Origin of the sequence: Candidatus Poriferisodalis sp. (assembly GCF_965205175.1) — a bacterium.
Classification (GTDB): Bacteria; Actinomycetota; Acidimicrobiia; order Acidimicrobiales; family Poriferisodalaceae; genus Poriferisodalis.
The window spans coordinates 1199299-1223706 of sequence record NZ_OZ242038.1 but is presented as its reverse complement, the minus strand read 5'-3'; the positions used below and the strand labels follow the sequence as shown (position 1 = coordinate 1223706).

Genomic DNA, 24408 nt, shown 5'->3' with positions numbered 1-24408 from the left:
GACGCATCTGTATGAACGCGCGGGGTGCGTGGCGGTGCGGCTGCCGGCTGTGTCTTGTCCGGGCGGGGTGTGGGCAGGGGCCTCCGTGCTCAAACAGCTGCGACGCATCTGCTGAACGCGCGGGGTGGGTGGCGTCGCAGAACTGCGCGCGGAGGCCCCTGCCCACACTCCGCCCTCGCCGGTGAGATCATTCGCCGCTCGCTCGTTGGAGGCTCGCGGTGACCGCACCGACCTGTCGACCTGCCGGCTGCGGCTGCCGAACGGCACGCTCGCCCGGCGCAGCGGGACGGCGGCCTATCGGGCTTTGGTCCACCAGAAGACGCGGCGTATCGGCGACCAGCGCTTGCAGGTCTCCGAATACGCGACGACGCTCGCCCGCAGCCGATACCCGGCGCCCGCCGCGTGACCGGTGAGCGCGACGGTGCGGGTAACGGTGGGGCCGGCGGACTCGAAGCTGCCCGCCCCCACGCGTTCTCCGGTGGTCACATTGCGCACCTCATAGGCGTAGCGGACGGTCTTCACCCAGTGCGGCACACCCGCACGGGTGTACGCGCAACGCACATCACGCTGCACATCGGGCGTGGCAGCCGGCTTCGTCCAGGTGACCGTCACCCGACCCGGCTTCGCGGTGTCCACTTTCAGTTCTCGCACCGGCATCGGGCTCATCAACGGACGCCTCGGCGCAACAGGCGGCCTGCCTTCGGCAGCGACCGTGAACGTGCGCGTCACCGGCGGCGAGAAGCTCCAGCACACAGCACTGTACGCCAACACCTCCGCCGTGTAGCCCACGCCCGGGGTCAGGCCGGTCACCAGCCAGCTCGTCACACCCGACAGCACCAACGACTCCGCCACCACACGCCCCACACCCGACCCGCCATCACTCGGCCGCTCGCGGACACGCACCAAAAAGCCCGACGCCTCACAAGCACCGCCGCCCGGCGCAGCCCACGACACCAACAGCACACCGCCGCCCGACACGACACGCACACCTGACGGCTGCCACGGCCTCCCAGACACCACCACACCACCCGAACCGCCAGAGCCACCGCCCCCGCCTGCACCGCCCCCACCGCCGCCGGAGCCTCCACCCGACGAAGACCGCGGCGCCGCCGCCGTCGCGGTCGTCGTCGGCGCAGCAGTCGTCGAAGTCGTGCTGGTCGTCGCAGCAGTCGTCGTAGTCGGCGATGTCGTAGTCGTCGTGGTCGTCGTGGTCGTCGTAGTCGTCGTAGTCGTCGTGGTTGTCGGCGCCGTAGTCGTCGTGGTCGTCGGCGGTGTCGTCGTAGTCGTGGTGGTGGTGGTCGTAGTCGTGGTGGTGGTTGTGGCGGGGACGTTGAACGACGCCCACGACGACACCGGCCCCAGCCCGCTCGCGTTACGCGCCCGAATCTGCAACCTCCACTTGCCCGCAGTGATCCCCGACGGCGGACTGAACGACAACGACGTCGTCGAACTGCCCGAATTGCGGACATTCTTCCACGAGGACTTCGTCCCCGCGGGAATCGCCCATCGATACGACCACCGAGTGATCGACGCGTTGTTCGGATTCGTCCACGACGCATCGAACGTGTTCGTATTCCCACGCCGACTGAACGACAACCCCGACGGCTTCGCAGGCACCGGCACCGTCGTAGTAGTCGTCGGCGCCGTCGTAGTCGGTGCCGTCGTCGAAGTCGTAGTGCTGGTCGTGGTAGTCGTTGATGTTGTGGTCGTAGTCGGCTGTGTAGTCGTCGTCGTTGTGGTTGTTGTAGTAGTAGTAGTGCCTGCGTTGGCGCCGTCGTCATCGAGGATCACCAATGCAGCATTACCTTCAGCCCGGCTCGAAGTACCGGCAATAGTGTAGTACGCCGACATATAAGCGACATTCCTCCTTTTCTCCTGCGTCGTGTCGCCCAACACGCCGAACACCAGCGTACCCTCCGTCTCCCCCTCAGCCACCGTGAACGTCTTCCCATTCGGCCAACACACATCAGCAGTCGCAGGCGACGGATTAGAACAAGAACGGGCCCTAGCAGCAATGTTCAACGTCGCGCTGCCGCCAAGCCGATGCGCAACGCTGACCACTTGGCCCCCCGCAGGCGCCGCAGCAGGAAGCGTCGCAGTCAACGTCACATCCATCCTGCCCGAATTGCCCTCAACAACCTCAGCAGGATCAAGCGACACCGCGATCACATTGCCCGACGTGCCCGCGACCTCATCTTTTTCCAAGGACGCCGCGCCCGCACCGTTCGCGTTGACCGCCCTCACCTTCACATAGATCGTCCCGCTCCCAGACGCCTCAAACGACGTCGTCGTCGCACCAGAACCAGCCATATCGACCCAACTGGTCCCGCTCTCCCCAAGCGCATACTGGTACTTCGTGATCGACGGATCCTCCGGATCCGACCAAAACAGCTTCACCCCGCCCACAACCTTGACAATCAGCAGATGCCTCGGCGCCGCAGGCACCGACGAACCCTGACCCCCCACCGACGACGGCACCAACACCACACCCGCCGCCAACAGCACTACCCCAACCAACCCCCAAACCCAACCACGCCAACCGGCCCGCGGCCGATCAACAACGCTCCGACCCCCCCCCCCGCGAGGACGGTTCGTCGAACACACAAATCGACCATCACCGGTCATTGGCATCGCTCTCACCCAACTACTGCTGCGCTGCACCGTCGGCACGGCGCGGACTCAACCGGCGCGGAGGCTAGCACGCTCGCTCTGGCGACCTCCCGACTGAAGCAGTACCATCAGCCAGAAGGTCAGCCCAGCGCGACCCTGGCAAGCTCACACTGTTCGCGCAGCACCGTTAGGGTGCGCTCATGGCGGTGCCTGTTGCCGATGTGGACATGCCAGAGCTGGAGCTGGACCCGGTGTCGTGGGAAGACCAGCGGCAGATGCTGCTCGGGCTGCTCGAGAGCGGCGAGTGGATCGCTCGCACGCCGCTGGGCTACGTCATCGCCGGCTACGACGACGCCGCAGCGGTGCTGCGCGACGGCCGCTGGCACTCCGCCATCGGGCTCATCGCCGACATGCAGGGATACGACAACCCCGAGTTCCGCCAGCGTGCCGGCAACAACATCTTGGCCATGGAAGGCGACGAACACCACCGCCTGCGCCGCCTGGTAGGGCCGACCTTCACGCCGAAATCGGCCGAGCGGCTGCGCCCGTTCATGGCCGAAGTCATCAACGAGCTGCTGGACCCGATCTGCGAGCGCGGCAGCGCAGAGTTCGTCAGCGAGGTGTGCGAACCGTACCCCATACCGATCATCTGCGAGCTGCTCGGCGCTCCTCGGGCGGACTGGCAGTTCTTCAGCCGGATCGCAACCGACGTCTTCCGCATCTTCAACGGCAACCTCCACCGCGACGGCCCGACCATCGTGGCTGCGCAGGAGGAGATGGCTGCCTACATGACGGCCATGATCGCCGAGCGACGCTCAGCGCCGCGTGACGACCTGCTGAGCGACCTGATCGCGGCAGAGGAGGCCGGCGACCGGCTCTCCACCGACGAACTCCTGTCGCTCGCCAACTCGCTGCTGCTCGCAGGCACGGACACCACCCGCAATCAGCTGGCGTGCGCGGTCGCACTCTTCGCAGGTCACCCAGACCAGTTCCGGCTGCTGGCCGAGGACCCTGCGCTCGCACCCGGCGCCGTGGAAGAGGTGATGCGCTACCTCGGCGCGATACGCGGCACGGCCCGCTACGCCAGCGAGCCGATCGTCTATCGCGACATGGAGTTTGCCCCCGGCACGCTCATCTTCCCGAGCCTGGTTGCCGCCAACTACGACGGTGCGAAGTACACCGGGCCGTGCCGCTTCGACATCACCCGCCGCTCGGGCACGCCGCACATGACCTTCGGCAGCGGCATCCACCACTGCCTCGGGGCCTTCTTGGCCCGAGCCGAGCTGCAGGAAGCGCTGAAGGCCGTCGCGAAGCGTATGGGGGACCTGCAGCTCGACGGAGAGGTGGAATGGAAGCCGCTGTCGAACGGCATCTGGGGCCCGACGAGCCTGCCGATCAGGTTCACGCCGGGGGGCTGAGCCCCGGCTCAGCTCATCAGCTGCTGCTTCATGGCAGCCGCGGTCGCCAGCTTCAGCGAACGGCTCGGGCCGATCTCGATGGACTCGCCGGTCTGAGGGTTGCGGCCCATGCGGGCGCCACGCTCGGACATGGAGAACGTGCCGAAGCCAGGCCACGACACCTTGCCGCCTGCTTTCACTTCCGCTGCGACGAGTTCGAAGAACGCCGCCAGCGTGCGCTCCGCGTCGACGGCCGTCACGCCTGCCTCCTCGGCCACTGCCTTGATGGTCTCCGCCTTGTTCGCCATGATCAGGCTCCTCATCTCACATTGAATCGGGCCCGAGTGCATCGGGCGAGGTGAATCGGGGCGCAAGAACAGCACAGCCGAGCCCCGTCGCGGCGCATGTGCAGCCCGTTGTCTATCGGGCTGAAGCAGCGCTTGCACCTCGCGACCGACCTCAGCGAGCACGGCCACCGCGGCTGTCGCTGCGCACGTCGAATGCGTCACGCAGTCCGTCGCCGACGAAGTTCACGCACAGCACTGTGAGCGCAATCGCTGCACCGGGCGGGATGACGAGCCAGGGGGCTACCGTCATGAAGCCCTCGTTGCCGCCCAGCATGTTGCCCCAGGTGGGCGTGTGCGCGGGGCTGACGCCGAACCCGAGGAAGCTGAGCACCGACTCGGCCAGGATCGCGGCTGCTGCCGCGAGCGAGACCGCCACAGCGATCTCTCCGACCAGATTCGGCAGCAGGTGGCCGAGCATCACCCGCGTTCTGCTCGCGCCCATCGCCTGGGCTGCTGCGACGAACTCCAGCTCACGCAACCCGAGGACTCTGCCGCGGATGATGCGCGCCACAGCCATCCAGCCCAGCAGCGACAGCACCGCCACCACATCGACGATGCCGTCGCCCAGCATCCGGGCGAGCATCATCACCACCAGCAGGCCCGGGAGCGCCAACAGCGTGTCGGTCAGGCGCATCAGCACCGCGTCCACTGCGCCGCCGAAGTAGCCCGCGACCATGCCGACCAGCGTGCCGCCGAAAGTCGCCAGCAGTGCCACCGAGACGCCGACAGCGAGCGTGACGCGCCCGCCGTAGAGCATCTGGCTGAGCGTGTCGCGACCCAAAGTGTCCGTGCCGAGCAGATAGACGCGACCGGGCGCCGCGAGCACATCGCTGGGGTGCGTTCGGCCAGCCGAATACGGCGCAATCGCCTCAGCCCCGACCGTCGCCACGGCGATGCCGACCAAGATCGCCAGCGACACCAGCGCTGTGCGACGGCGCGCGAACCGTCGCCACACTCTCGCAGCGGGCCGCTCGGACCGTTGCACCTCAGCGACTGCCACGACGGATCCTCGGATCCAGCACGCCGTAGAACAGGTCTGCAGCCAAGTTCATCCCGATCACCGCTACAGCCACGATCATCGTGGTGGCCAGCAGCATCGGGTAGTCGCCGCCGAACATGGCATCCAAGAACAGCCGGCCCATGCCCGGGTACTGGAAGACCCGCTCAGTCACGACGAGTCCGCCGACAAGCTGTCCGACGTCCACAGCGGCTTGGGTCGTCACCGGGATCAGCGCGTTGCGGACGCCGTGGCGGATGACCACCGTGTGCTCCGCCAAGCCCCGGCCGCGAGCCGCACGGATGTGGTCCGAGCTCATCACGTCGAGCAGGCTCGCCCGCATGTAGCGGCTGTACACCGCCACGAGCTGCAACGACAGCGCCATCGCCGGCAGCACCAGGTGTCTCGCCCGGTCCACCAAGTCGAATCCCTGCTGTCCCGGCGAGTACAGCCCGGCGGTGGGCAGCAACGGCGGGGCGACGCCCAGCCAGTTCGCCAAATAGAGCCCGAACAGCAGCTGCAGCATGAGCCCCAGCCAGAACACCGGTATCGAGATGCCGACGAAGGAGAACGTCGTGGCGGCGTGGTCGACGAGCGAGTCGCGGCGCACCGCCGACACCGTGCCGACGGCGACGCCCAGCGCCAGCGACAGCACCACCGCGGTGCCGGTGAGCACGGCCGTGTTGGCCAGCGCAGTGCGCACGATGGGCCACACGTCGGATCCGTTGCGCACCAGCGATGTGCCCAAGTCGCCGGTGACGAAATCGCCCAGCCAGCCCAGGTAGCGGACGAACAGCGGATCGTCGAGCCCCAGCGATTCGAGGTACGCGGCGCGGTCTGCCGGGGTGACTCGCGGGTTCACGGCGAGGTCACGCCCCGGCTTGGCGATCCGATTCGCCGCCCAGAACACCGCGAACGAGATGACCAGCAGCATCGGCACCGTGGTCGCGATGCGCCGCAGGACGTAACGCGTCACGGTCGAGAGCCTGCCAGTCCCTGCGCCGAATGCGGGCCCGCTACCACACGGCCCGGGGTGCGGTCACCGTCTGAGCCGCCGCTGCGTTCAGCCGGTGTGTACGGTCCAGTCGAACATGTCGAAGAAGCCGCCGTAGGGACTCGACACATACGCGCCTGGGCCCTTCACGGCATCCGCGTCCCAGATCACCATGTTGGGCAGCACGTACAGCGGAATCCACGGCACGTCAACCGCCAGGATCTCGCTCAGCCGGCGTACCAGCTCACCGCGGGCGGCCGGGTCCACCTCGGCATCGACGGCGAACGCTAGGTCGCTGGCCTGCTGGTTTCGGTAGGCGGTGAAGTTCTGCCCGGAGTAGCCGTTCTCCTCGGTGGGAACGCCGTCTATGTCGTACAGGCGGGCCACCGAAGGATCCGGATCGGTGCTGTTCGCGAAGAGCGCGACGGGTCCGAAGTTCATGGCCGGCAGGCGGTTCGAGAACAGCTCGCCTGGGTCGTAGTTGACGATCTCCCAGCCGATCCCCAGCGGCGCGGTCATCTCCACCACCAAGGCCTGCACGTCCTCTCGGCGCTTGTTGCCCGCGACCGTGTTCCACGTCAGCACCAGCTGCTCGCCCGCCGGATTCACCCACAGACCGTCGGGATCGGGCCGCGTCCAGCCCTCGGCTTCGAGCAGCTCCGCCACCTTGGCAGCGTCCTGGGTGTACCGGGCGAAATCGTCGTTGCACCAAGCGCCGAAGCCCGGGTTCCACCCTGCGCACTGCAGCACGTCTGGATCGGCGACGATGGTGCCCAAGGCGATGTCGGCCACACGTTCCCGATCGAGCGCGTAGGCGATGGCTTGGCGCACGCTGCGCGTCAGCTCGAAGCGCCGGTCCGGCGCGTCCTGGTTGATCCAGAGGCCCTCCACGAAGGTGCCTTCGCCCACCGTGTAGCCGAGGCTGCCGCCGATGCGGTCGCGTGCCCCGGGGAACGGCTGAGGAAAGGCGGCCATGGCTTCGCCGGTCTGCAACGCGAGCAGCTCGGAGTCGGTGTCCTCGCGGGGAACCATGACCACACGGTCCACCAGCGGGATGCGCTCGGCGTCCCAGTAGCTGCGGTTGGGCACCAAGATGTGCTGGTCCTGGTTCCATTCAGTCTGGATCCACGGTCCCCCAGAGACGGTGATGCGGTCGTTCCACTGGTCGGCGATGTCGGTGTCGGGGCCCAGCTCGTGGGCCGGCAGCACTGCGCCGAACAGTGTCGGCCACGGTGCGTACGGCTGGCTGAACGTGATGACCGCCGTGTGAGGATCGGAATGATCCACCTGGGTGATGAGGTCCATGCCGAGAGAGCTGAGCGTGCCGGTGGTGTCGAGCGCAGCGCGCCACGTGAACCAGATGTCCGTGCTGGTGATGGGCTCGCCGTCGCTCCATGTCGCAGCGGGGTTCAAGCGGTAGGTGAGCGTGAACGTGCCGTCGTCGGCGGTGACGAGGCCACCGTTGGCAACGGTGGGCGCCTCGGTGAGCAACGACGACGCCACGTAGGTGTTGGACTGGTCGAGTTCCATGAGCCTCGGCAGCAGGTGGGTGAGCACCGACCAGATCGTCCAAGTGGCGTTCGCGCACGACGTGACGGGGTTGATGCACTCCGGCCATTGCTCCACCGCGAGCACCAGCGTGCCGCCCGATGGTTCGGCCGGCTCGGTGGCAACGGCAGCGTCGGTGGCAGCGGTGCCGGCGGCCGCATCGGCCGCGGTCGTGCGGACGGGATCTTCGCCGGATGTGTCGCTGCCGCATGCTGCGAGCAGCAGCAGCGCTGTTGTCGCGATCGCGGCGCTGCGCCGCAGGCGACGGGGCATCCGGCGAGCGTCCCCAGCTTGGCTGGCCTCTTGACTGGTCTTCACGAAGCATCAAGTGTGCCATGTCAGCCAAATGCAACGCTCGCAGCCGACGCGCTTGTCTGGCAGAGTCTCTGACACTGATTGGGGCATTCGGTGGGGCACTGGCGCCCATAGCGACGACCCCATCCCAACGACCAGGGAGCGCTTCGAGTTGCTGGACGGCTATCGGATACTGGACCTGACAGACGACCGAGGGCACCTTGCCGGCATGCTGCTGGCGCAGCTCGGCGCCGAGGTCGTGCTCTGCGAGCCGCCCGGCGGCCACCGCTCGCGTCATCGTGGCCCCTATGTGGACGACGTGATCGACCCGGAGCGCGCCATCGAATTCCTCGTCTACAACCGCGGCAAGCGATCAGTGGTGGTCGAGCACGCCGATCAGATTGCCGACCTCACCGCCCGCTGCGACGCCGTGATTTCCTGCGGAGTATTCGACGTCGATCTCGAGGCGCTGCGCGCCGCCTGCCCGCGGCTCGTGACTGCGTCCATCACCCCGTTCGGCGAGACAGGCCCCAAGACCGGCTGGGCCGCCACCGACCTCACCATCGCTGCTGCCAGCGGCACGATGTCGCTGACCGGGGACCGTGACCGGGCGCCGGTGCGCATCGGCTCGTCGCAGACATGGCACAACGCTGCGGTGGACACCGCCGGCGCACTGCTCATCGCACTGCACGAACGGCGGGCCTCCGGACTGGGGCAGCACGTGGACACCTCGGCGCAGCAGTCTTTCGTGGACTGCACGCAGTTCCAGATGATGGCAGTGCTCACCGGCGGCGACGTGCCGGTGCGCCTGCCGGGAGCGGTGAACCTGGGCGGTTTCTTGATCCCATGGGTCTACGCGTGCGCGGACGGCTTCGTGACCGTCACGTTTCTGTTCGGGCCGATGATTGCCCCGTTCACGAGCCGCATCCTGTCGTGGGCATGCGAGGAGGGATACTGCGAGCCCGACCTGCGAGACAAAGACTGGGTGGACTTCGGCATGGCCGTGCTGGAAGGCCGCGAGTCCATGGACACCTTCGACCAGGCAATCGGGGTCCTGAAAGCACTCGTAGCCGGCAAGACCAAACGCGAACTGCTCGAACGGGCGCTGTTGGACAACCTGCTCATCGCTCCCATCACCACCACCGCCGATGTGCTCGCCCTCGACCAGCTCAGAGCACGCGGCTACTGGCAGCACGTCGAGGTGCCACGCGCCGACGGCCCGGCACCGGTGCGGCTGTGCGGCGCACTGGCCAAGACCTCCGGCGAACCGCTGGCCGATCTGCGGTCGGCGCCGCTGCTCGGGGAGCACACCGCGGCGTATCTCGGGGACGCGGACGCCGACGCGTCGCCGGCTGACGAAATGCAGGTCGACGGGTGCGATGGCGGCCGTCGCCACGCTGACGCGCCGGTCGTCTCGCGTCCAGCGGCGGACGTTGCGGCTTCGGCGCGACCCGCCGAGCGTGCGCTGGCCGACGTCAAGATCCTCGACTTCATGTGGGCACTGGCGGGGCCCGGCGCAACCCGCACCCTGGCCGACTACGGCGCAACCGTCGTCAAGGTGGAGAGCGAGCACAAGCCCGACGTGCTGCGCGGCGTCCACCCGTTCATCGGCGAAGAGGGCGGGCAGGAGAACGCCCTGCAGTTCCATTCGATCAACGCCGGCAAGATGGACCTGACGCTGGATCTGACGCTGCCCGAGGCGCGCGCGGTGGTGCTTGACCTCGTGGCGTGGTGCGACGTGCTGACCGAGTCGTTCTCGCCCAAGGCAATGGCGAACTGGGGTCTCACCTACGAGGTGCTGCGCGAGGTGAACCCACGGCTCATCATGTTCTCCAGCTGCTTGATGGGTCAGACCGGCCCGATGCGACAGTACGCAGGCTTCGGCACCATGGCAGCTGCCATCGCCGGCTTCTATCCGGTGACCGGCTGGCCGGATCGGATGCCGGCGGGACCCTTCACGGCCTACACCGACTACATCTCCCCCAAGCTCGGCGTGATGCTGATCCTCGCCGCGTTGTCCGAGCGAGACCGCACCGGATGCGGCCGGCACATCGACTTCGCGCAGATGGAAGGCGCTCTGCATTTTCTGGCGACCGAGCTGGCGGACGAGGAGATCAACGGCCGCACTGCCGGCCGAGACGGCAACGCCGACCGCCATATGTGCCCCCACGGCGTGTATCCGGCGGCGGGCGACGACCGTTGGGTTGCGGTCGCCTGCGAGACCGACGCGCAGTGGCGTGCGCTGGCGGGGCTGATGGCCGACGCATCGAGCAAGCACCGCGGACTGGCAGGTGCGTTGGCAGAGATCGGGGGCGCGTCGGATCTGGCGGCGCTCGACGCTGCGGGCCGCCGCGCTCGCCGCGATGCCATCGATGCGGCGATCGCGACGTGGACGGCACCCCAGGATGCGGCAGACGTCGAGACGGGCCTGCAGCGCCGCGGTGTGCCGGTTCACCGCGTCAACGACGCCGCCGACCTCGTAGCCGATCCGCAGATCATCGCCCGCGAGCACTTCTTGTCGGTGCCGCACGCCAAGCACGGCCACACCTGGGTGGAGAACAGCAACTTCGATCTGTCGCGCACGCCCGGTCGGCCGCTGTGGGGCGGCCCGATGTTCGGCGAGCACAACATGGAGGTGCTCGAAGGCATCCTCGGCTATGACGCCGACAAGATCGCTGAGCTCGTCATCGCCGGCGCTATCGCCTGAGGTCGCGAACCTCGCCCGCACAGTGCAGCTGCGCGCCGCTCGGCCGCGGCCCGGCCGGCCGGGGGCCACCGTGTCCTCTTGGGCCACAATGTCCTCATGAGCGATGTCCCCACGAGCAACGTCCCCGCGAGCAACGAACGACAGCACATCTCCAGCGGCGGTCCGCTGGAAGCCCGTGCCGGCTACTCGCGGGCAGTACGCGTCGGCGACTGGGTAGCCGTATCGGGCAGCACTTCGCTGGGCCCCGACGGCGTGGCCCACCCAGGCGACTGCTACGGGCAGGCCATCTTCACCTTGGGGGTCATCGAGCGAGCATTGGACGAAGCGGGTGCGCAGATGGCCGACGTCGTGAGGACCCGCTCGTTCATCACCGACATCGCACTGCTCGACGATTTCATCCGCGCGCACGGCGAGGTGTTCGGCGACATCAGGCCCGCGTCGACGCTGGTCGAGGTGTCGGGGCTCATCCATCCCGACCTCGTCATCGAGATCGAAGTCGACGCCATCATTCGCTGAGGGCAGTTCGCTGAGGGCAGGCAGGGAGCGCAAACGGGCTCGAGGCGCTCAGACGGGCGTGAAACGCAGCAGCGCCGAACCCTCGGGCGTCGGGTCGAAGACGGCCTGCACGGCTTGTCCGATGCGGACCGTGTCGGGATCGCAGCCGACGATGTTGGTGAGCACCCGAGGGCCTTCGTCCAGTTCGACATAGGCCAGCACGAACGGTGCGGCTGCGCGCCACGAGCCCGGGATGCGACGGGTGACCGTGGCGCTGTAGACGGTGCCTCGCCCGCTCGCCTGGAACCACGTCACCGAGGTGCTGCCGCACTGATCGCAGCGCTGCCGCGGGTACCACACGACATGGCTGCAGTCGTCGCAGGCAGGCAGTTCCAGTCGGCCTGCAGCGGCCGCATCCCAGAACCGCTGCGTCTCGAGGTTCGCGGACGGCGACGGGACGGGCAGCCCCGATGGCCCCAGCCCGCTCACCGCGTCGGCCCCGCTTCGACCGCGCACACGCCAGCCGCGCTCACGCCGACCGCGCACACGCCGGCCCCGCTCACGCTGACCTGCCCAGCACCAGCGTGGCGCTGGCCATGCGAGTGGCGAGGCTGCCGCCGGTGCCGTGCGCCACGGCCAGCTCGCAGTCGGGCACCTGAACGGCAGGATGCGCTTCGCCGCGCAGCTGCCGCACGGCTTCGACCACTTTGGTCATGCCGCCGCGGTTGGCCGGATGGTTGTTGCACAGGCCGCCGCCGTCGGTGTTGAACGGCAGCACACCGTCCGGCGACTGCAGCGCACCGTCGCTCACGAAGCGGCCGCCGTGTCCCTTCTCGCAGAAGCCGAGGTCCTCCAACGTCATCACGACGGTGATGGTGAAGCTGTCGTAGATGGACGCGTAGTCGATGTCTGCGGGCGTGACGCCGGCTTCGGCGAACGCCAGCGGGCCTGAGCGCACCGCCCCGGTGCGAGTCAAGTCGATGCGGCCGCCCGAGGTGTGCTTGACGGAGGTACCCGTGCCCAGCACCGGCACGCAGTGACGGTCGAGCGAGGATGCCACCGCCTCGCTGACCAGCACCAAGGCGCCGCCGCCGTCGGTGATCACGCAGCAGTCCAGCCGATGCAGCGGGTCAGAGATCATCGGCGAGGACACCACCTCGTCCACGGTGACCACATCCGGCAGGAAGGCGTCGGGATTGTGCTGCGCATGGGTCGAAGCAGCCACCTTGACCTCGGCCAGCTGCTCCGACGTGGTGCCGAACTCGTGCATGTGCCGTGCCGCGGCCAGCGCGTAGCCGCCGGGCACCGACATGCCGAACTGGTTCTCGAACGACGCCTCCGGCGCCGAACTGAACCGTGCGCTGCCGCCTGGACCGGCGCCGCCGGTGCGGGGCTTGCCCGCCAAGGTGATCAGCGCCACGTTGAGGTGACCTGCCGCGATGGCTGCTGCGACGTGCTGGACGTGTACCAGGTACGACGAGCCGCCGGTCTCGGTGTCGTCGATGTAGCTGCAGTCCAGACCCAAGTACTCCGCCATCGACAAGGCACCGAAGCCGGGTGCATCGCCGGCTGAGCAGTAGGCGTCCACATCGGCGAGCGTCAGCCCCGCGTCGGCCAACGCGCCCGCAGCCACCTCGGCATGGATCTGGGGCAGCGTGCGGTCCGGCAGCTCACGTTCGGGGTGCTCGTACGCGCCGGCGATGAACGCCTTGGAGCGAACCGTCATCGGCGGCACGCTAGCCGCCTCGTCCATCCGGGCCGAATCGGGTCACTAGCGTCGCGGCGATGCTGAAGCCATACCGAGTACTGGACCTCACCGATCACCGTGGTGCGATGTGTACATCGATTCTGGGTGCCCTCGGCGCGGAGATCATCCTCGTCGAGGGTCCCGACGGCCGAGGGCGCCGCCATCGCCAGTGCGGGCCCGACGGGACGTCGCTCGGCTGGTGGAGCTTGCGTCGCGGCGCACAGAGCTGTGTCATCGCCGATCGCCCAGAGCTGCTGGAGCTAGCAGCCGGCGCCGACGCGCTGATCGAGTCTCCCGACCCCGGGCTCGGCTTGGACCGCGCCGAGCTGCGCTCCGTCAATCCGGGTCTGGTGCATACCACGGTGACAGCTTTCGGCAGCACAGGCCCCAAGTCGGGCTGGGCGGCGTCGGATCTCACCATCGCTGCGGCCGCCGGCAGCGCTGCCATCACCGGCGACGCCGACCGGGCACCGCTGCGCATCACCGCGCCGCAGAGCTGGCTGCACGCCGGATCGCATGCGGCAGTCGGCACCGCGTTGGCGCTTCGCCAGCGCGACCGCAGCGGCTACGGCCAGCACGTCGACGTTTCCGCGCAACAGGCAATGATGCAGACCGCATTCCCGGGGATCGTCGCTGCGCCCAACGCCTACCCGTCGGCCAGGCGGACCTCCGGGGGCATCCTGCTGCTCAACTTCCACCTGCAGTTCGTGTACCCCGCTGCAGACGGCTACGTGTCCGTCACGCTGCTGTTCGGCGACACCATGGGCCGCTTCACCGCCCGCCTGATGGACTGGGTACGCGAGGAAGGCTGCTGCGACGACGAGCTGGCGGCGCTGGACTGGGTGGACTTCGGGATGCGGCTGTTCACCGACCCCGACCTGGCGCCGAGTCAGCTGGAGACGACCAAGGCTGCGATTGCCCGGCTGACCCGTTCGCGCACCCGAGCCGAGCTGTTCGCGCAAGCGCAGCGGCGTGAGCTGCTGCTTGCGCCGGTGTACTCCCCGGCGGAGCTGACCGGCGTCGAGCACTTCAGCGAACGCGGCTACTGGGACACGGTCGAGGACCCGGCGTGGGGCAGCGTGGTGGCGCCCGGCGCGTGGTGCAAGCCCAGCGGCGCTCCGCTGCGCAGCCTCGGCGGTCCGCCGGCGCTGGGCGCGCACACTGCAGCGGTGAAGGCGAAGCCCCCTTCGGCGCTGCTGGAGGCCGCCGCACGTGTGCGTGCCGGCAGCAGCGGCGGGGAGGGCAGAGGCGACCGTTCGAACCCGAGGCCGCTCGCGGGAATCAACGTGCTGGACACGACGTGGGTGTACGCCGGCCCCTTCACTACGCGGGTGCTGGCCGACTTCGGCGCCACCGTCATCAAGGTGGAGGGACCGGCGCGCTTCGACGCTTCACGAGGCGGAGGAGGCGGGCTGAAGGGCGACATGAGCCCAGACGCTTCCATCCAGTATGGGACGCTGAACGCCGGCAAGCTGGGCGTTACCATCGACTTGAACGTTGCCGAAGGCCGCGAGGCGTTCTGTGACCTCGCCGCCTGGGCCGACATCTTCGTGGAGTCCTACACGCCGGGCACGCTCGACGCGTGGGGCATCGGCTGGCAGACGCTCTCGGCGCGCAATCCAAGCCTGGTCATGCTGAGCACCAGCCTGATGGGCCAAACGGGGCCGCTCGCCACCTTCGCCGGATTCGGCAACCTCGCCGGCGCCATCACCGGCTACTACGAGATGACCGGCTGGCCGGACCGTCCGCCTGCCGGACCGTTCCTCGCGTATACCGACTACGTCACTCCGCAGTACATGGTGCCGCTGCTGCTGGCTGCACTCGATGCGCGTGATGCCGATCCGCGGGGCCGCGGCCAGCATCTGGACTTCGCCCAGGCCGAAGCGGCAGTGCATTTCTTGGCTGCTGAAGTGCTCGAACACACGGTCAACGGCACCGCAGCTGGGCGGATGGGCAATGCGGATGCCTTCATGTGCCCTCACGCCATGTACGCCTGCGCTTCGTCCGGCGACGGCTCTGGCAACCCGCTCGAAGCGCCGGACCCGTGGGTTGCCGTGGTGTGCGAGACCGAACAGCACTGGGCGTCGCTGTGCGGAGTGCTGGAAGGCGACGGGCAGCCGGTGCAGGCCGACCTCGTCGCGCTCGACGCCGCGGGGCGGCTCGCGCGCAGCGGAGACGTCGACGATGCGGTCGCGGCCTGGGCTGCCGCGCGCACGCCGGAGGAGGCGCAGGCCGCGCTGCAGGCCGTCGGCGTACCCGCACACGCTTGCCAGAACAGCCACGGCTGCCTCGGCGATCCGCAGCTCGTCCACCGCGGCCACTGGATGGAAGTGGAGCACCCGTTGCATGAACGCATGATCGTCGAGGCGCCGCGCCTGCAGCTCAGCGCCACGCCTCATCACCTCACCAGGTCCGGGCCCAGCCTGGGCGAACACAACAACCTGGTCCTGCGAGACATCCTCGGCTACGACGACGACCAAGTAGTCAAGCTCGCGGCCGCCGGCGCCCTCGGCTAACCCGCGCCGAACGCCCAGCAGACAGATCGATGCGCGAGAGCGGCACCACGAAACCTCAGCGAGTGGCTCCCACGAATTCCGACAACGGCGCGAGGTCATGGGCCCAGAAAATCGTCAGCCCGCTCTCTTGAGCTTGGACGAGGTTGCGAGTCTCGAACACACCCGACAGCACGGCCGTCGGCACAACCCCTTGGTCGCCGAACGCTCGGATCCACTCGGCTGCCTTCGCCGCAGCATCGTTGTTCAGCCGCTTGACCGAGTTCGTCGATGAGTTGGAGACCTTGCATTCGATGGGCATCACGCGGCCGTCGTGCAATCCGACGACTACATCGGCCTTGCGCCCGGCCACCAAGCACTCAGCGCAGAACTCTCCGCGCCCCGGTGCGTGCCTCGGTGTCCGTACCTCACGCGTCTCGACCTGGGTCAATCCAGCGGCAGCCAAATGATCGCGGACAGCTTGTTCCTGACCAGTCTTGGCTTCATTGGCTCGGCTCGTTCGTACTCTCTGGCTGGCCATCAGCGATGCCGTGGCCGTGGCCGCAGCTGAGCGCTCCTCGTCTGTGGGAGGTCTGCCCTCGCTGACCCAAGCGAACCGGCGGCTGTCGAGCATGGCCAGAACCGTCTCAACTACCCGCAGAGCTGCCCGTTGGTCATTCCGCATGCGGCTTGCTGCCAGATTGGTTTCCGCAAGCTCCACGAGATCGTCAGCGGAGACGGGAGGGCCCGCCAAGTATCTGACCGCCTCGAGCAGGTCGGCGTCGGTGAGCACGGATTGCGCAACGTCACGCAGCGACTGAAGCCCGTCACTGTCGCGCATCAGTCGCTCGACACTCGCCGCGTAACCATCGAAAGCGTGGACGTAGCGCTCAACTGGCTCAGTGAGGCGTTCCTCACGAAAGAGCCGCGCCGATGCGTCTCGTTCTTGCTGGAGTTCTTCGGCGGTCCAGCAGGGCGGGGCTAGGAGTGCCATAGCTCGCCGGCTTCGAGCCAGGCTGGGGGCGGCACCATGATGTGTTCCATTTCCGATGGCTCGAACTTGGTCAAGCCGCCCGCGTAGGTGCGGCCGTCGGCGGTGGTTGTGCGTTCCCGCAGCGACTGAATGAGCCTGCGCAGCGCACCCGGCGAAAGCGATTCGATCGGGTAGATGCCGTGCACCGTGTTGAGATTGCGAGCTTCGCTGAGATTGCGCACGAACGCAGGCGGTCGGCGTGCCATGTAGGTCGCCAGAATTGGCGCCGGGTCACGCAGCTTGACAGACCACCACGGCCTGCGGTGACGAGCGACATAGCTGTCAGCGGCACCGGCGCGGCGGGCGGATGTCAAGAACGCCTCAACGAGTCGTCGTTCGTCGGAATCAAAGGCGTCCAGGTCAGCCGGGAGATCGACCACGGCCCGCAGCCGGCTGCTGTCCCGCAACGGGCTGGACCCGAGATCGATGAGTTCAGATGCCCGCGTGACCGCCGCGGCCAGCACCGATGCCGGCAGACGCGCGTCGTCCTGTCCGGTCACCCAGGTCGAGTTCGCTCCGGTGACTGCCCCCCGATGCACGCGACAGAACTCGCCGAGCCGAACGTAGCCAGCTGGCACACTCGGCTTCGGCTCCCACAGCGACGACCAGCGACGCGTCGCACGCAGCTCGGCGCGGCTGAACTGCTTGCCTCCCTGCAGTCCTCGCAAGTCCTCCGTTCGCTTGATCTTGCGTACACGGACGCTGCGCTGCGATTCGCCTACCTGGAATGCTGTGACGGCGGCCGTTACCGCCGCATCAGCGAAGACCTGGCTGCGGGCGTCGAGCACGTGAACCGAGAGACCGCCCAGCGGCCCGGCAACCAGATCGCGAGCGAGTCGGCCGTAGCCGACATCGAGCCACTCCGATGAGGTGACGAACACGCCGTAGTCCCCCGCACGCGCCAGATGCGCCGTCGCGACGAGGAAGTGGACGTGCAGGCCCGCGAGCGCTGAAGCCCTGTAGCCCAGTTTGGCGGCGTGGGTTCGCAGCCAAGCCTTCCACTCTGGCGCGATGTCGTGGTGCCGCACATAGGGAGGGTTGCCGATGAAGGCGGTCGGGCCCGTCGCAGGTTCCAGCGTCAGCGCCCTGTAATCGACCGCGTGCACCTTCGCACGTCGGTCCAAACCCATCACAGTCAAATTCGCCCGCGCAGTGAGCGAAGCGAGCGGATCGATCTCGACTGCGATGAGGCGGGCGTCGGGCAGGCGTCGGCCTGCCGCCATCAAGAACCGCGCCGAGCCTGCGCCGGGGTCCACCACCCGAGACGCTCGGCCGTGATTCGCGAGCCATTGCGACATCGGCCCGACAAGCGTCGCCGGCGTGTACGTCGCGCCTAACGCTCGGCGCTGCCGCGCCGAGCGCAGCGAGGCAAACGCACAGCCCAACGGATCGTGGCCCGAGAGGATCGATGATGCGGTCCGCTCCAGTGCAGCCGAAGTCGGCAGCACGTCGATCTTGGCGATGAGCTGCGCTTCGGCTCGGCTCACCTCGCTGAGACATCCTTCTCGGGTGAGGGCCCACGCCATCGCGCACAGTCGCCGTTCATCGGCAATTTCAGCCCCCGGCGCGCTGTCATGTGCTGCTCGGGGCGCGGTCTTGGACATCTGTGAGCATGCTCGCACACGAAACCTCCCCGTCCGCGGTATGCCCCGACAGCCCGCTGGATCATGCTGATCGAGGGGTGTGACACCGACATGGCCGCGCGTCCAAGGGCGGTCAGCGATGCGTGCGATCGGGCGGCGGGCGGCTGCGTGGAGTTGAAGCCGTACTGGCGAGCGGCGGCTTGGGATCGAGCTGGCGCCACGGCTCACGCCTGCGAAACTGGCTGTACCGTCTGGCCAACTGCATATGCGGCGTCTGAGCGTCGAGAAGGCTTGGCTGCTGGACTGCGCGCCGCGACCAAGCGCCGCGGGACCTTGCGAGGTGGCAACGCATGAACGCTGACGATCGCTTGGCGATCATCCGGGCAATCCACGATTCACCGCTGCGAATCGTGCTGGCGGTGACGGGGGGCGGGATGCTGGCGCTCAGCGACCTGCTGACCACCCCAGGCGGCTCGCGGACCGTCCTCGAAGCGACCGTGCCGTACTCGGTGGCGTCGCTCTACGAGCTGATGGGTGCCGAGCTGGAGCCCCACGTCTCCGACGCAGCAGCCTTGGCGATGGCCGAGGGCTGCCTGTCGCGAGCGCAGCATCTGTTGGCAGCCTCTGCGACCGGCCGTCAGCAGCTGCCGCTCGCCGGCGTCGCGTGTACGGCGGCACTCGCTACCGATCCGCCCCGGCGAGGCACCGACCGGGCGCACATCGCAGCCGTCTGCGGCGACGGCGCACGCATCGCCCGCCAGGTCACCTTCAACACCAACGACGACCGCGTCGGCCAGGACCGCCGCACCTCAGACGCGCTGCTCGGCTTGCTGGCCGAGGCCGCAGCTCGCTGAGGCCACGACCCGTGCGCCGCACGCGCGTCGGAAGCGCTGCGTTGCGCACGAACCGCAGCTAAGCGAACAGGCCGTTGCCGATGCCTTCGGCGATCTCTTCTGGGGAGTAGCCGGCCTCAGCCCACACGTCGAAATTGTGCTCCCCCAAGTACGCAGGACTGAGCAAGCGCGGGCGCCAACGTCGGGCGTTCCACAGCCCGGCGAACGCGTCGGCGCTCCGTTCGCCGAAGACGGCATGCTCGACCGTTTGCCAGAAGCCCCGGGCCGCATGCTGAGGGTCGTGGGCGAACAGCTGGTGTGCGTCCTGCACCGGTCCCGCCGGCACACCGGCGCGCTGCAAGGCATCGGCCGCGTCGGTCGCAGCGCGCTCGGCGGCCCACTCACTCAGCGCGCCATCGATCATCGAGCGGCGACCCCGGCGGGCTGCTTCGGTGACCAGCGTCGGATCATCCAGCCGGGCGTCGTCCAGCAGGCTGACCAATGCCAGCCACTGCGCCGGCTCGGTCACCGTCACCGCCACGAAGCCGTCGGTGCAGGCGTACACCTCGTTGGGCACGTGGTCCGCAATGCCGTCGCGATTGCCCTGTGGACACGGCGGCGACACACCGGCGGATTGGCTGATGAGCGCCGGGCCGATGGCGTAGGTCCCCACTTCCAGTTGCGCAAGATCGATGCGCTGCCCCTTGCCGGTGCGTTCTCGGGCATACAGCGCGCCGACCGTGGAGACCGCAGCGGCGAACCCTGCGAGGTGGTCGTTGAGCGAGTAGCCGGGGCCCACATCGCCGCGGTCGGCGAAGTTCGTCAGATACGTCATTCCGCTCACCGCATGCACGGTCGGCGCGTAGGAGATGACGTGACGCCACGGTCCGTCGTGGCCGCAGCCGGACATGGTCACGTAGACGAGCCGCGGATTCCACTCCCGCACCGTGTCCCAGTCGAGGCCCCACGAGTCCAGCACGCCGGCGCTGAAGTTCTCGATGAGCACGTCGCAGGTCTCGATCAGACGCCGGGCCGCCGCCAGCGCGTCTGGGTGCTTCATGTCGAGCGTGGCACTGCGCTTGGAACGGTTCCACACGAAGTAGTACGGGAACTCCGGCGAGTTGACGATGGTGGAGTGCTCCTCGCACTGGATGCGGATCACATCGGCGCCCAGGTCGCCGAGCAGCCGCGTGGCCGACGGCCCAGCCAGCACCCACGTGAAGTCCGCTACACGAAGGCCGTCGAGCGGCCGTCGGTCGTCGCCGCGCAGCCGCCGTGCCTCGTCGGGTGTAGCGCTGTCTGCGTGGCCGTATGCGCCGGGCTGTGCGCCGCTGCTGTCGGTGGCATCGTCGCTCACCGCCTCGGCACCGTGGCTGCGAGGGGCGCTGTCAGGCAGCTCGGCCCACGACGCCAGCACGTCGTCGATGGTCGTGCCGGAGGCTGCCGGCGGGCGCGGCGGGACCGTTCCCGCCTGCCCGTCATCGCTCCAGCGGGCCAGCCGGCCCGGCATCTGCACCGTGCCCGAACCGGCGGAGGACGCGCTGGGATGCGCATCGACGCCGCCAGCAGGTGAGCTGCCATTCACGGGCGAACTGCTACTGCTGTCGCTGGCATCGTCGGCAGGCACGCCGGCACCCTCCGCCGGCGCACTGTCGGTGCCTCCGGCCGGAACCTCGGCCAAGAATCCGCGGTGCGCGAACTGCGGATTCGCGCAGACCTCTGCGATGTTCAGCACACCGCCGAACGCCACGTGGCGCTCCTGAGCTTCCCACCAGACGCGACGTGGGTCGGCAGGCGCGATCCAACGACGCACGGCATCCATCACGTCGTCGATGCCAAGCAGCACCTCGGCCGGATCGGCGCCGAGCCAGCGCTTCGCCTCCGTGCCGCTCCCAGCGGGGTCGGTCTCGATCATCCATTCCAACAGCCGGTCCGCGGCCGGCGTGGGGGTGATCATCACGTAGCCCCCGTCGCCGCCTCGGCACTCTGCCAAGTCGTACGCGCGCAGCCAGTGCAGCGCGCCCTGCCGCTGGGCCACCTTGGGCATGGGCAGCAGGTCGTCGAAGAAGTACTGCATGAACAAGTTCTCGATCGAGCCGGTGACCGTCTCGTGGATGGAGAGGTCCACGTGCGCCCCCTGGCCTGTCGAACGAGCCGAGAGCGACGCCGCTATCGCGCAGGTCGCCGCCACGAAGCCTGCGCAGTTGTACGCCTGGCGGCCCCACACGTTGAGCGGCCTGTCCGGCAGGCCCGTCAACGCCATGATCCCGCCCATCGCGGCTGCCACGAGGTCCGACCCGAGCCAGTGTGCCCGCGGGCCAGTGCGCCCGAACGGCGTGATCGACACCTGCACCAGCGCCGGGTTGTCGTCGCTGACGTCGCCGTAGTCGATCCCCAAATCAGCCAAGCGACCGGGGCGTTCGCTCTCCACGATCACATGGGCTGCGGCTGCGAGCCGGCGGTAGGCATCGCGGCCATTGGTCGTGCTCAGGTCCACTGGGCAGCGCCGCTTGCCGCCGTCGTACCACCAGTCAGCGACGCCGCCCAGCGCCGCAGCATCCGGTGCCGCCAGCGCCAGCCCCTGCGAGCCAGTGCCCAGCCGGACCACATCGGCACCCAGCTCGACCAGCAGCTTGGTTGCGAATCGGCCGGCGTCGCCAGTCAGGTCGACGACGCGCAGTCCCGACAGCGCACCGTACACCGTCGTGGCGTCGCGGCGCTGGGCGTCAGCGGGCCGGCTCATGCCGACTCGAAGCTAGTCCGCTGCGGCTGAGAGCCCGTAGCCGGCCTCAGGGGGTAGTGCAGAGCCCGGCGAGGCTGCAGATTGCGGTGTCGCGGCGAGGCTGGCGAACTTCGTGCTCGTCGTAGCCATTCGTGGTGTAGCCCAGCGACAGGCCGGTGGCAGGATCGGCCCAGGCCAGCTGCCCGCCCGCACCGTTGTGGCCGAAGGCCGAAGGCGACACCGTGCGGCCCAGCCCGCGCAGGTTCGCCATGCCGTCGTCACCTGCTACGAACAGCCCGATCGACCGATTGGCGGGCATGCCCATCGGGTCGGGCATGGTGTTGCGCACCTCGCCGGTGCCCTTCGCCAGCATCGCCGGTTCCCACAGCTCATCGGGGTTGTGGAGCAGCCCTTGGTAGAAGAGCGCCAAGTCGGCTGCCGTGCCGTAGGCCCCGCCGCCTGGAACGCCCACCTCGCGCACCGACGGCTCGTTGAACCGCAGGATCACCTCGTTGGTGACCTCGGTGGGAGGCAGTTCACGCACACCGAACGTCGCCTCGAGCTCGTCGGGTGTGGCCGGATCCCCCACCAGCACCAGTTCCGCAATGCCCTTCTGCTCGTCACGCGCCAAGCCGAGCAGCCGAGGCAGCCCCAGCGGCGCGGTCACCCGGTGATGGACTTCGTCGCGGAAGTCGTTGCCGGTCACCGCAGTGATGATCTCTCCCAGCACCCAGTGCGCCGAGGTCGGGTGGTACTCGTAGCGGGTGCCGGGTGCCCAGTTCAGTCTCCAGTTCGCCATGGCGACGAGGCGGGACTCCGAGGTGTCCCACTGCGGCGGCCCGAGCGGTGCGTGCGGGAAGCCGCTGGTGTGCAGCATCACCTGCTCGACGGTGATCGCCTCCTTGGCGTTCTCGCCGAACTGCGGCAGATAGCTGGCGACCGTCGCGTCGAGTTCAACCAGCCCTTCGCTGATGAGCTGCCACATCGTGGAGGCAACGAATGGCTTGGTGGCGGAGAAGACGCAGTAGCGGGTCTGGTCGGTGGCGTCGCCGAAGGTGGCTTGGGCCACGATGTCGCCCTCGAAGCCGACGGCGACTTGGCAGCTCGGCAGCAGTCCTGCGTCGACCTCTCGCCTGCAGCGGTCGAGCAGCGTGTCGATCCGGGCCTGTTGGACGGTGGTTGAGGAGTCAGTTGTGGTGCTCACGGGACTGGCCTAGCACCTGCGGCTACCTTCGCGCACGCCTCGGACACCACCGATCAGCGGGAGCGATGCCATGACGAACGATCCCAACAGCACCCACAGCGGCGACGCCGGGGCGCGTGGCGAGATGCCGAGCGGCGAGGCTGTTGAGGACAGTGCACGCGAGGGCACTGCAGTTGAGTTCGGACTGGTGATCCGCAGCAGCGATGACATCGCACGCCAAGCCCGCGACATCGAAGCACTGGGCTACGACTACGCCACTACCGGCGAGCATGTCTTCTTCCACGTGCCGACTTCCAACGCGTTCGTCTCGCTGGCCGTCGCAGCCGGTGCCACGACCACGCTCCGGCTGATGTCGTCCATCACGCTGGTGCCGCTGTATCCGGCTGTGCTGTGCGCCAAACTGGCCGCTTCGCTCGCCGTCGCCTCCGGCGGTCGCTTTCATCTCGGAGTCGGCGTCGGCGGCGAAATGACGTCGGAGTTCGAAGCGTGCGGCGTGCCAGTGCGCGAGCGCGGCGCACGAACGAACGAAGCGCTGGACATCATGCAGCGGCTGTGGACGCAGGACGAGGTCAGCTTCGAGGGACGCTTCAACACGCTGTCGGGCGTGACGCTTGCACCCAAGCCGTCACCGCCGCCGCCGGTGTGGGTCTCGGGCCGCCAGGACGCAGCCTGGCGACGAGCAGCGCTATTCGGCAGCGGCTGGCTCCCCTACATGTACACCCCGGAGCGCTTGGCCGAGTCCATCGAAGCCATTGGCCGCTATCGCGACGAGGCCGGCAATGCCACGCCGGTGCGGCCCGGGCTGTTCGCGTTCTTCTGTTGCCATCCCGACAACGACACCGCTGTGTCGTACGCCGCGCAGCGACTCTCCAAGCAGTACGCGCAGGACTTCTCCCAGCTCGTCCACAAGTACGCCATCGCCGGAGACCCGGACCGCTGCACCGAACGACTGAACGAGTACATCGACGCCGGGGCGCGCACCATCGTGCTGAGCGCCGTCGCCCCGGCTAGCTACATCGAACAGTGCGAGCGCCTGATGGCCGACGAAGTGCTGCCCCGCATTCGCATCGCGCGCGCGGAGGCAGTCAGCGTGACGGTGGCCGATGCTTGAGGTGCTGATGCGCGTGTCCGGGCGCGGTGCGGGCAGGGGCCTCCTTGCCGCGCATCGTGTGGCCGTGGCAATGGCGCGTCCGGGCGGGGTGTGGGCAGGGGCCTCCGTGCCCGAACAGCTGCGACGCACCTGTTGAACGCGCGGGGTGCGTGGCGGCACGGCTGCCAGCAGTGTCTCGTCCGGGCGGAGTGCGGGCAGGGGCCTCCGTGCTCAAACAGCTGCGACGCATCTGCTGGGCGCGCGGGGTGGGTGGCGTCGCAGAACTGCGCGCGGAGGCCCCTGCCCACACCCCGC

Annotated in this window: 17 protein-coding genes; 6 read left to right on the top strand and 11 right to left on the bottom strand. The window is 68.4% G+C overall.

The features are described from left to right. Positions 1-294: 294 nt before the first annotated feature. The gene (locus ACOGI4_RS05420; RefSeq protein WP_419842906.1) at positions 295-2505 is read right to left on the bottom strand and encodes a fibronectin type III domain-containing protein; all 2211 of its coding nucleotides are present in this window, start codon (positions 2503-2505) and stop codon (positions 295-297) included. A 305-nt stretch (positions 2506-2810) separates the two neighbouring features. Between ACOGI4_RS05420 and ACOGI4_RS05415 the strand changes: the two genes are divergently transcribed. Beyond that, positions 2811-4028, top strand: coding sequence for a cytochrome P450 (locus tag ACOGI4_RS05415; RefSeq protein WP_419842905.1), 1218 nt, complete (start codon positions 2811-2813; stop codon positions 4026-4028). An 8-nt stretch (positions 4029-4036) separates the two neighbouring features. Here ACOGI4_RS05415 and ACOGI4_RS05410 read toward each other — a convergent pair whose 3' ends face one another. From ACOGI4_RS05410 to ACOGI4_RS05395, 4 genes are all read right to left on the bottom strand, one after another. Next, entirely contained in the window at positions 4037-4315 is a 279-nt protein-coding gene (locus tag ACOGI4_RS05410) for an HU family DNA-binding protein (RefSeq protein ID WP_419842904.1), read from the bottom strand. A 151-nt stretch (positions 4316-4466) separates the two neighbouring features. Beyond that, positions 4467-5354 carry an ABC transporter permease gene (locus ACOGI4_RS05405; RefSeq protein WP_419842903.1) on the bottom strand — a complete coding sequence of 296 codons (888 nt, stop codon included), beginning with the start codon at positions 5352-5354 and terminating at the stop codon, positions 4467-4469. Then, positions 5341-6327: an ABC transporter permease gene (locus tag ACOGI4_RS05400; RefSeq protein WP_419842902.1), complete on the bottom strand. Its 987-nt coding sequence runs from the start codon at positions 6325-6327 to the stop codon at positions 5341-5343. Before ACOGI4_RS05400 ends, ACOGI4_RS05405 begins: the two co-directional genes overlap by 14 nt. A gap of 87 nt (positions 6328-6414) precedes the next feature. Next, positions 6415-8211, bottom strand: a complete 1797-nt coding sequence (locus ACOGI4_RS05395) for an ABC transporter substrate-binding protein (protein WP_419842901.1) — start codon at positions 8209-8211, stop codon at positions 6415-6417. 148 nt (positions 8212-8359) lie between these two features. Here ACOGI4_RS05395 and ACOGI4_RS05390 point away from each other — a divergent pair, with 148 nt between their 5' ends. Then, the gene (locus tag ACOGI4_RS05390; protein WP_419842900.1) at positions 8360-10894 is read left to right on the top strand and encodes a CoA transferase; all 2535 of its coding nucleotides are present in this window, start codon (positions 8360-8362) and stop codon (positions 10892-10894) included. Positions 10895-10990: 96 nt separating this feature from the next. Further along, positions 10991-11410, top strand: coding sequence for a RidA family protein (locus ACOGI4_RS05385; protein ID WP_419842899.1), 420 nt, complete (start codon positions 10991-10993; stop codon positions 11408-11410). Between the two features lie 48 nt (positions 11411-11458). On the opposite strand, the gene ACOGI4_RS05380 is transcribed toward ACOGI4_RS05385, so the two are convergent. Together ACOGI4_RS05380 and ACOGI4_RS05375 are read right to left on the bottom strand one after the other, a co-directional pair. Next, positions 11459-11878 carry a Zn-ribbon domain-containing OB-fold protein gene (locus ACOGI4_RS05380; protein WP_419842898.1) on the bottom strand — a complete coding sequence of 140 codons (420 nt, stop codon included), beginning with the start codon at positions 11876-11878 and terminating at the stop codon, positions 11459-11461. 70 nt (positions 11879-11948) lie between these two features. Next, the gene (locus ACOGI4_RS05375; protein WP_419842897.1) at positions 11949-13115 is read right to left on the bottom strand and encodes a thiolase domain-containing protein; all 1167 of its coding nucleotides are present in this window, start codon (positions 13113-13115) and stop codon (positions 11949-11951) included. A gap of 59 nt (positions 13116-13174) precedes the next feature. On the opposite strand from ACOGI4_RS05375, the gene ACOGI4_RS05370 reads away from it, so the two are divergent. Beyond that, positions 13175-15652, top strand: a complete 2478-nt coding sequence (locus ACOGI4_RS05370) for a CoA transferase (protein ID WP_419842896.1) — start codon at positions 13175-13177, stop codon at positions 15650-15652. A 55-nt stretch (positions 15653-15707) separates the two neighbouring features. Here ACOGI4_RS05370 and ACOGI4_RS05365 read toward each other — a convergent pair whose 3' ends face one another. Continuing rightward, positions 15708-16622: a XamI family restriction endonuclease gene (locus ACOGI4_RS05365; protein WP_419842895.1), complete on the bottom strand. Its 915-nt coding sequence runs from the start codon at positions 16620-16622 to the stop codon at positions 15708-15710. Continuing rightward, positions 16610-18265, bottom strand: coding sequence for an Eco57I restriction-modification methylase domain-containing protein (locus ACOGI4_RS05360; RefSeq protein ID WP_419842894.1), 1656 nt, complete (start codon positions 18263-18265; stop codon positions 16610-16612). The genes ACOGI4_RS05365 and ACOGI4_RS05360 overlap by 13 nt, the downstream gene beginning before the upstream one ends. A 329-nt stretch (positions 18266-18594) precedes the next feature. On the opposite strand from ACOGI4_RS05360, the gene ACOGI4_RS05355 reads away from it, so the two are divergent. After that, positions 18595-19098: a hypothetical protein gene (locus ACOGI4_RS05355; protein ID WP_419842893.1), complete on the top strand. Its 504-nt coding sequence runs from the start codon at positions 18595-18597 to the stop codon at positions 19096-19098. 58 nt (positions 19099-19156) lie between these two features. Here ACOGI4_RS05355 and ACOGI4_RS05350 read toward each other — a convergent pair whose 3' ends face one another. After that, on the bottom strand, positions 19157-21820 hold the full coding sequence (locus ACOGI4_RS05350) for a CoA transferase (RefSeq protein WP_419842892.1): 2664 nt from the start codon (positions 21818-21820) through the stop codon (positions 19157-19159). 46 nt (positions 21821-21866) lie between these two features. After that, positions 21867-23003, bottom strand: a complete 1137-nt coding sequence (locus ACOGI4_RS05345) for a serine hydrolase domain-containing protein (RefSeq protein ID WP_419842891.1) — start codon at positions 23001-23003, stop codon at positions 21867-21869. 70 nt (positions 23004-23073) lie between these two features. Between ACOGI4_RS05345 and ACOGI4_RS05340 the strand changes: the two genes are divergently transcribed. Continuing rightward, on the top strand, positions 23074-24114 hold the full coding sequence (locus tag ACOGI4_RS05340) for an LLM class flavin-dependent oxidoreductase (protein ID WP_419842890.1): 1041 nt from the start codon (positions 23074-23076) through the stop codon (positions 24112-24114). The last annotated feature ends 294 nt before the right edge of the window (positions 24115-24408 follow it).

Coding starts and splice junctions, on each gene's coding strand:
- ACOGI4_RS05375 (WP_419842897.1), bottom strand. CDS start 13,115: ATGACGGTTCGCTCCAAGGCGTTCATCGCCGGCGCGTACGAGCACCCC.
- ACOGI4_RS05365 (WP_419842895.1), bottom strand. CDS start 16,622: ATGGCACTCCTAGCCCCGCCCTGCTGGACCGCCGAAGAACTCCAGCAA.
- ACOGI4_RS05355 (WP_419842893.1), top strand. CDS start 18,595: ATGAACGCTGACGATCGCTTGGCGATCATCCGGGCAATCCACGATTCA.
- ACOGI4_RS05360 (WP_419842894.1), bottom strand. CDS start 18,265: ATGTCCAAGACCGCGCCCCGAGCAGCACATGACAGCGCGCCGGGGGCT.
- ACOGI4_RS05340 (WP_419842890.1), top strand. CDS start 23,074: ATGACGAACGATCCCAACAGCACCCACAGCGGCGACGCCGGGGCGCGT.
- ACOGI4_RS05415 (WP_419842905.1), top strand. CDS start 2,811: ATGGCGGTGCCTGTTGCCGATGTGGACATGCCAGAGCTGGAGCTGGAC.
- ACOGI4_RS05370 (WP_419842896.1), top strand. CDS start 13,175: ATGCTGAAGCCATACCGAGTACTGGACCTCACCGATCACCGTGGTGCG.
- ACOGI4_RS05410 (WP_419842904.1), bottom strand. CDS start 4,315: ATGGCGAACAAGGCGGAGACCATCAAGGCAGTGGCCGAGGAGGCAGGC.
- ACOGI4_RS05350 (WP_419842892.1), bottom strand. CDS start 21,820: ATGAGCCGGCCCGCTGACGCCCAGCGCCGCGACGCCACGACGGTGTAC.
- ACOGI4_RS05385 (WP_419842899.1), top strand. CDS start 10,991: ATGAGCGATGTCCCCACGAGCAACGTCCCCGCGAGCAACGAACGACAG.